The 7,864-nt window shown below is 44.7% G+C and carries 1 protein-coding gene; it reads left to right on the forward strand.

From position 1 onward, the window contains the following. Positions 1-95: 95 nt before the first annotated feature. The gene (locus P20429_RS19205) at positions 96-7,763 is read left to right on the forward strand and encodes an Ig-like domain-containing protein (RefSeq protein ID WP_237715143.1); all 7,668 of its coding nucleotides are present in this window, start codon (positions 96-98) and stop codon (positions 7,761-7,763) included. Positions 7,764-7,864 lie beyond the last annotated feature (101 nt).

Consider the following 7,864-nt stretch of genomic DNA (forward strand, 5'->3'; position numbering starts at 1 on the left):
ATGGTAATTGGAGCGCCACTCCAACCACACCATTAAGTGAAGGTCAAAGCACCATTGAAGTGAGTGTACGCGACAGTGTCGGCAATGAGACCACAGTGAGTGACACCACCACTATCGACACGCAAGCGCCAATACTCACCATTCAAAACGTAGGCGATGTTAGCGACTTAACACCAGAGCTTCAGGGCACCAGTAACGCAATTGGCGGCACTGTTACACTCACCGTGACCGACAGCGACGGCGTAATGCAAACCATTACCACCACCGTTGAAAGTGATGGCCACTGGGACATTGAAATCCCAAGTGCGCTTGCGCAAGGTGACTTTACTGTAAGCGCCAGCATTACTGATGCTGCAGGCAACGACACCACCGCGAGCAGCAGTGGTAACGTAGACACCATTACACCGGTTGTCACCGTTGATGCACTGGGCCTTGGTAACGACAGCACCCCAGTGATTAGTGGTACTTCAACAGAGCCTGAAGGCACCGTTGTAAACATTGTTATTACCGACAGCAACGGTGATGAACACCCAATTACAGCCACAGTCGATGCAAACGGCGATTGGCAAGCAACTAGCCCTGAATTACCGGATGGAAGCTACACCGTGCAAGCCAGTATCACCGATGATGCAGGCAATACTGGCGGTGCAGTTCAATCAGGCAACCTAGATACCTTAGCGCCGACACTGACGTTAGACACAGTAGGTGCCACTAATAACAGCACCCCAACAATCAGCGGAAGCAGCAATGCGCCAGCGGGCACAGTGATAAACATCAGTGTAAGCGATGGCACCACAACCGAAACGTTCACCGCGACAGTACAAGCCGACGGCAGTTGGTCAGCAGATGTGCCGATAGCATTAGCTGATGGAGAGCTTACTATTGAAGCCAGCGTGAGCGATAACGCCGGAAACACCACCACATTAAGTGAAACCGCGACACTCAACACCACCGCGCCGAGCATTAGCATTAATGCCTTGGTTGATACCAACGACACCACACCAACCATTAATGGTACAAGCGATGCAGCCGATGGCACCACTATCAGCTTAACGTTTGAAGACAGTGCAGGGAATATTACGACAGTTGATGCGACCGTAACGGGTGGAGTATGGAGTGTCGATGCACCAACTGATTTAGCCGAAGGTGAATATACTGTCACCGCAGAGGTAGATGATGGACTGGGCAATATTGGCAGTGCCACCGAGACAGGTCTGATAGACCTAACAGGTCCGAGCCTTGTTATTACCGACAACGGTGTAGGCAACGACACCACGCCAACGATTGCAGGCAGTAGTGATGCACCGCAAGGCAGTACGGTAACGGTTATAGTGACAGATAGCAGTGGCACACCACAAACAATGAGCGCCACCGTACTTGCTAATGGCACGTGGTCAATCCCTGTACCGGTAGCACTTGCAGAAGGTGCATACACTATTAGCGCGAGTGTTGAAGATGTGGCAGGTAACGACACCATCGCCACAGGTGCTGGTGAAATAGATACCATTGCACCGACACTTATACTTACCAGCCCTGGTTCAAGCAACGACGTAACCCCGACATTTAGCGGCACAAGCGATGCGGTTGAAGGCACCGTTATTAACTTCACGGTTGTGGACGATTTAGGTAATACACAAACGTTCACCACCGCTGTGGATGCTGATGGCAACTTCTCAGTCGAAGTGCCAACAGCCGTAGCAGAAGGACCGTATAGTATTGAAGCCAACATCAGCGATGTGGCAGGTAACAGCACCGATATTACAGGCAACGGCACCATTGATACGACCGCACCGAGTGTGAGTGTAAATGCGCCGTTACTAACCAGCGACAGCACGCCCACGGTTACGGGCACCAGTGATGCGCCTAACAGCACCATCACGGTGACGTTTACAGATGCAGCAAATGCAGTACAAACCATTGATGTACAAACGGATATAAACGGTAACTGGAACGCGACCCCAGCGACTGATTTAGCCGAAGGGAATTATAGCGTCAGCGCCAGCATCACCGATGCGGCAGGCAACACAGGCACCGGCACTGACACTGGCGAAGTGGATATAACCGCTCCGGATCTTGAAATTATTCCATCGTTTTTATTAGGTAATTTAGTTTCTCTTTCGGGGGATTCTGATTTACCGGGAGGCTCTGTAATCACTATTACAGAGTACCTAGTTGGGGGATTAGTTGGTGCAACTTATACAGCGACAACAAATCCTGATGGTACGTGGGGGCTTGCAAACATAACAGTACCATTACTAAACCTTGCCTATGTGACTGCCAGTGCAACGGATGCCGCCGGTAATGTAAGAACAATCAATACACTTGATTTTGATAACGTAGCGCCAGAACTAACCGTTAGTGTTGATGCTTTATCTAATGACAATACGCCAGTAATTAGCGGCACCACCGATATGGGGCAAGGCACTGTAATTGATGTGACTGTCACCGATAGTGCAGGGCAAAGCCAAGAGTTTACTGCGACTGTTCAAGCCGATGGCAGTTGGTCAGCAGATGTACCAGCAGAGCTAGCGCAAGGTCAATACACTGTTGTTGCAGAGGTTAGAGACAGTGTTGGTAATTTAACAACGCAGCAGGCTCAAGGTGAAATAGATAGCGTTGCTCCTACATTAATTGTGAACGAAGTTAACGCGACAATAGATACAACCCCTACAATTTCAGGCACGAGTAATGAGATTGGTGCTGATGTAACCATCCTTATCGGCGGTCAAACACTAACAGCAACAGTGGGTACTGATGGCAATTGGCAAGTAGATGTCCCCGTAGCACTTGTTGATGGTGATTATACGGCTCAAGTAAGTGTTACCGATGATGCTAATAATACCAGCAGCACGGCTATTGATTTAACAATTGATACCCAAGTACCTGTTATTGTACTTAATGATATAACTGTATTTAACACTGAGACACCAGTTATAAATGGTACTTCAACTGAACCACAGGATACGGTGGTCGATATAGTTATTACAGATAGCAACGGTGATATACATACTTTAACCGCAATAGTTGATGCTAACGGCGATTGGCAAGTTACGGCGCCAAGCTTGCCAAATGGCAATTATGATGTAGAGGTAAGTATTACCGATGATGCTGGCAATCAAGGAGTGGATACAGGCTCGAGCTTTATTGATACTCAAGCACCAAGTATTACTATAAACGCATTAGGTACAATTAATGACAGCACGCCAACTATTTCAGGCACATCCAATGAACCTGAAAACACGAGTATTACAGTAACTGTGACCGATGGAGATAGTACCGAGACTTATACAACTGTTGTTGGTGCAGGTGGTGCTTGGACTGTAGATATTACAGATGCACTGACTGATGGTGAAGTTACAGTTTCTGCAAGTGTTACTGATGCCGCAGGGAATGAATCAGTTGCAAATAGTACCGCAATGTTAAATACCAATGCGCCTACAATTAATATTAATACAATTGTTGATACAAACGATCAAACACCAGCAATATCAGGCACAAGTAGTGCGGCAGATAATACAGAAATCACGGTTGTCATAACTGACGTTAATAACGTTTCACATACTGTAACTACAACTGTGGTAGGTGGGATCTGGAGTGTTGATGCGACAGATATTCTACCTGAAGGTGAATTTACTGTTTCGGCAAGTGTAACTGAAGGAGGCTTAACGAGTAATACAACAGGTAGCGGTGTTATCAATTTAACTCCACCAGCCCTTAATATTACACCGCTTACAATTTCAAATGATACAACGCCAACAATTTCAGGCACAACTACAGCTCCACAAGGCGCCATAGTCGCTATTTTAATTACAGATAGCTTAGGTGCAGAGCAAACAGTTAATGCTACTGTTGGTGCAAATGGCACATGGTCAGTCGCTGCAAGTACAGAGTTGAGCGAGGGCACTTACACGGTTTCAGCTTCAACAACAGATACTGCAGGTAATCCTGTAAACACAACTATTACAGGGGAAGTTGATATAACAGCACCTGTTGTGACTATTAACGATATTGTTGGAAGTACCGATCTAACTCCAAGTATTTCAGGGAGCGTGACAGGTGCCATGGTAGGTGATGCAGTTGCTGTGATATTTACCGATGCACTCGGGAATAAGCATACTGTAAATACAACAGTTCAAACGGGTGGTGTATGGTCCGTAGAGGCAACTAGCTCTCTATCACAAGGAGATTATTCAGTTGAAGTATTTGTTACTGACAGCGCGGGTAATACCGGGGACGCAACAAATACAGCAACTATTGATACAATTGCTCCCGAAATTAGTATTGATCAAAGTTCATTAATACTAACTCAAGATAGCACTCCATTGATTACAGGTACGTCTAACGAGGCAAATACAAACGTTATTGTTACCTTTACTGATTCTGCTGGAGTTTCTCATCAAATTACCGTGCAAACGGATGCTAATGGAGACTGGCAAGCCGCTGCAGACAACGAATTAGCAGAAGGTGTTTACAGTGTTTCGGCAACGATTACTGATAGCGCAGGAAATACCTCTGTTGATAGTAAAACGGGTGGCGAAGTAGATACAGTAGGGCCAGAGCTTACTATTGTGCCTTCGTTCTTGTTAGGGCAGCTTGTATCTTTATCTGGCACCTCTGATTTAGGTGAAGGTAAAACAGTCACTGTTAATTTAGAATTAGCAGGTGATTTGGCTAACTTAACATACGATGTAACCACCGATGCCAATGGCGATTGGGTGTTATTAGGCCTGGCAGTTAATATTATTGGCCTATCCGTTGTTGAAGCCTCTGCAACCGATGAAGCGGGTAACACCACTACTATAACGACTGCAGATGTAGATGCCTCAACGCCATTACTTAATGCGGTAGTCGATTTTGTAACTGGCCAGGGAGATTTGCCGATAATTAGCGGTACGACCGACCAAGCACCAGGCACTGAAGTGCTAGTTAGAGTGGTAGATAGCGATAACATAGCACAAGATTTGGTTGCCATAGTGCAGGCAGATAATTCATGGGCTGTACAGGTTCCTCAATCACTTGCTGAGGGCGTGTTTACTGTAACTGTAAATGTATTAAGTGAAGTAGGGATCACAGCTACAGAGCTGCTAAGCAGTGTAGTAGATACCATCTCGCCAACGCTTAATTTGCAAGTAATTGGTACAACGTCAGATTCTACTCCAATTATTCAAGGGACCAGTGATTTAATTAATGGAGTGGTAGAGATTCAGCTGGACGGAGGCTCAGTACTAACAACAACAGTGAATGCAGCAGGGCTATTTTCACTGGAGGTTGATGCGCTGACTGAAGGGCAGCATGTTGCCAACGTGAGTATCACTGATGATGCCGGCAATGTAGTAACACAAACGCTCGAGTTTGTTGTTGATACGTTAGTGCCTGTGGTAGATATTTTACCGTTGAGCATCAGCAATACTGACATTCTAACTATTTCTGGTACTTCTGAAGAAGCTCAAGGCACAGACATTGATGTAACTGTGATAGATAGTAACGGCAACGCAACAGTATTTGATGCCCTTGTTGGTAGCGATGGCACGTGGTCATTAGTAACCACTAGCCTACCTGATGGTATATATAGTGTATTCGCAAGTATTACTGATGCTGCGGGTAATGTAGGCCAGTCTGTTACTGAGCAAGTGACGATTGATACCATACCGCCATCGTTAGAAATAGACGCCTTTGGTGTACTTAATACATTAACGCCTACTATTACTGGCACCAGTGACGAAGAAACCGGTAGCTTAATCACAGTTAATATTACCGACTCTACAAACACACTTTATGAAGTTACTACAACAGTATTAGGAGATGGCACGTGGTTTGTTGTTACCCCTTTACTTGCTGAGGGCGATTTAACCATAGAAGCTATTAGTATTGATGATGCTGGAAATATAGCCACAGTAACGCAAACTGGCACTGTTAGTACCACTTTACCGAGCCTACTAATCAATCCAATAATAGATACAAGCGATACAACCCCTACTATTAGTGGTACTACCGACGTAATAAACGGTAATGTAGAAGTTGTTATTACAGATAGCAGTGGTAATGCAACAACCTATAACACTCAAGCACTTGGTGTTGTATGGACATTAATACCGAGCACGCCACTAGCTGAAGGTGCTTTTACAGTTGATGCGACAGTCGAAAACTTTGGCCTTACAAGCTCTACAAGCCTTGATGGCATAGTTGATTTAACACCGCCCACAATTGAAGTTAATGAACTTGCAGTTACGAATAACTCACTGCCAACAATTACAGGTACAAGTGATGCTCCAGCAGGTACAACCATAAGCGTAGTACTTACTGATGCTAATAGTGATTCGCAAACATTAACTGCGCAAGTGGCAGGTAACGGAACTTGGTCAGTCACAGCTGTTACGCCGCTTAGTGAAGGCGGTTTTACTGCTACTGCAACAGTTAGTGATGCTGCAGGAAACTCATCAAGCGATACCATGGTTTCAAGTACTGATTACACAGCACCTATTGTATTTATAGACTCTATTGCAGTAGGCCAAGATACCACACCGACTATTACAGGCTCGGTAACCGGAAGTTTTGCGGGAGCTGCAGTTATGGTGATGTTTACTGACGCACTAGGTGAAACACACAATGTTTCAACAACAGTAAACACAGACGGGTCGTGGATTGTTACAGCTTCGCAGCCTCTTAGTGAAGGGAATTACAGCGTTGATGTAAGCGTACTTGATAATGCAGGTAATATTGGCGAGCAATCAATAAGCAGCATAGTTGATTCAGGCATAGTAATTAACTCTGGTTTAGAATTAACAGCCGATAGCACACCTAAGATCACCGGTACCGCAGGAGCAAATGAAGATATTACCGTAAGCTTTATAGATGAAAGCGGTACTGTGGTAACCAAGGATACAACAGCGGGTGAGACAGGTGTATGGAGCGTATCACCAGACAATGACTTACTTGATGGAGCATACACTGTAACGGCTACCGCTACTGATGAATCTGGAAATGTTACTTCAAGTGGAAGCTTATCTGGGTTAGTGATTGACTCAACGCCGGTAGACTTCGAAGTGTCTAACTATTACTGGGGCTTACTAGGAATAGGTTTAACTGCAGAAGGCACAGTAGAAGAAGGAAATAGTGTATATGTTGTAGGAGCAAACCTACTTGGCCTTGAGGTGTTAAACCTAAACTTAAATGTGCTAGAAAGCGCTAGAGAAATTCAACCTGATGAGAATGGAAATTGGAGTTCATTATTATCAGTTCTTGATTTAGGTTCTTGGTCTGATTATCGCTTTATCACAGTTGATGAAGCCGGTAATTATTTAATTAAGGATATTAATGACAATATTATTGACCAAGGAAACGACCCACAACTTGCTATCGCAGGAAGCAGTGCAAGCGCTGCTTCCGGCGACACAATCCCTGAATCATTTAGTGAGGAGTCGGCTTTAGGCGATACAACCCCTAATGAAGTTTCAAGCAACAACTTATTAAGCACTGAAACGATTGATTTAGGCAACTTGAGTGGTCTATCAGCACCTGAGCAAACTATGCAAGTGAGTTCGGCGGAGCCGCTTAATATTGATGACGTTATCATTAACGAAGATGCAGAGCAGCTTATAGCGCTAAATACACTGGTTGAAGACGAAGGCTCTGCAATTGCTTATACCCCAGCCCAAAGCGGGGGAAGTATTGATACAGCAGCACCTGCGGTTGATGTACAAAATCAATCGGAGGAAATGATTAAACACTTAATTGAAAGTAGTAATAATCAAACGGATATTTAATATTAATAGAGCCCTCTTAATTATTTATTAAGGGGGCTTACATTATTAAGAAAATTGATATTATTTATAACGAAATCTAAGAATAAAGGACATTAAAAAAG

Origin of the sequence: Pseudoalteromonas sp. BSi20429 (assembly GCF_000238895.1) — a bacterium.
GTDB lineage: Bacteria > Pseudomonadota > Gammaproteobacteria > Enterobacterales > Alteromonadaceae > Pseudoalteromonas > Pseudoalteromonas arctica.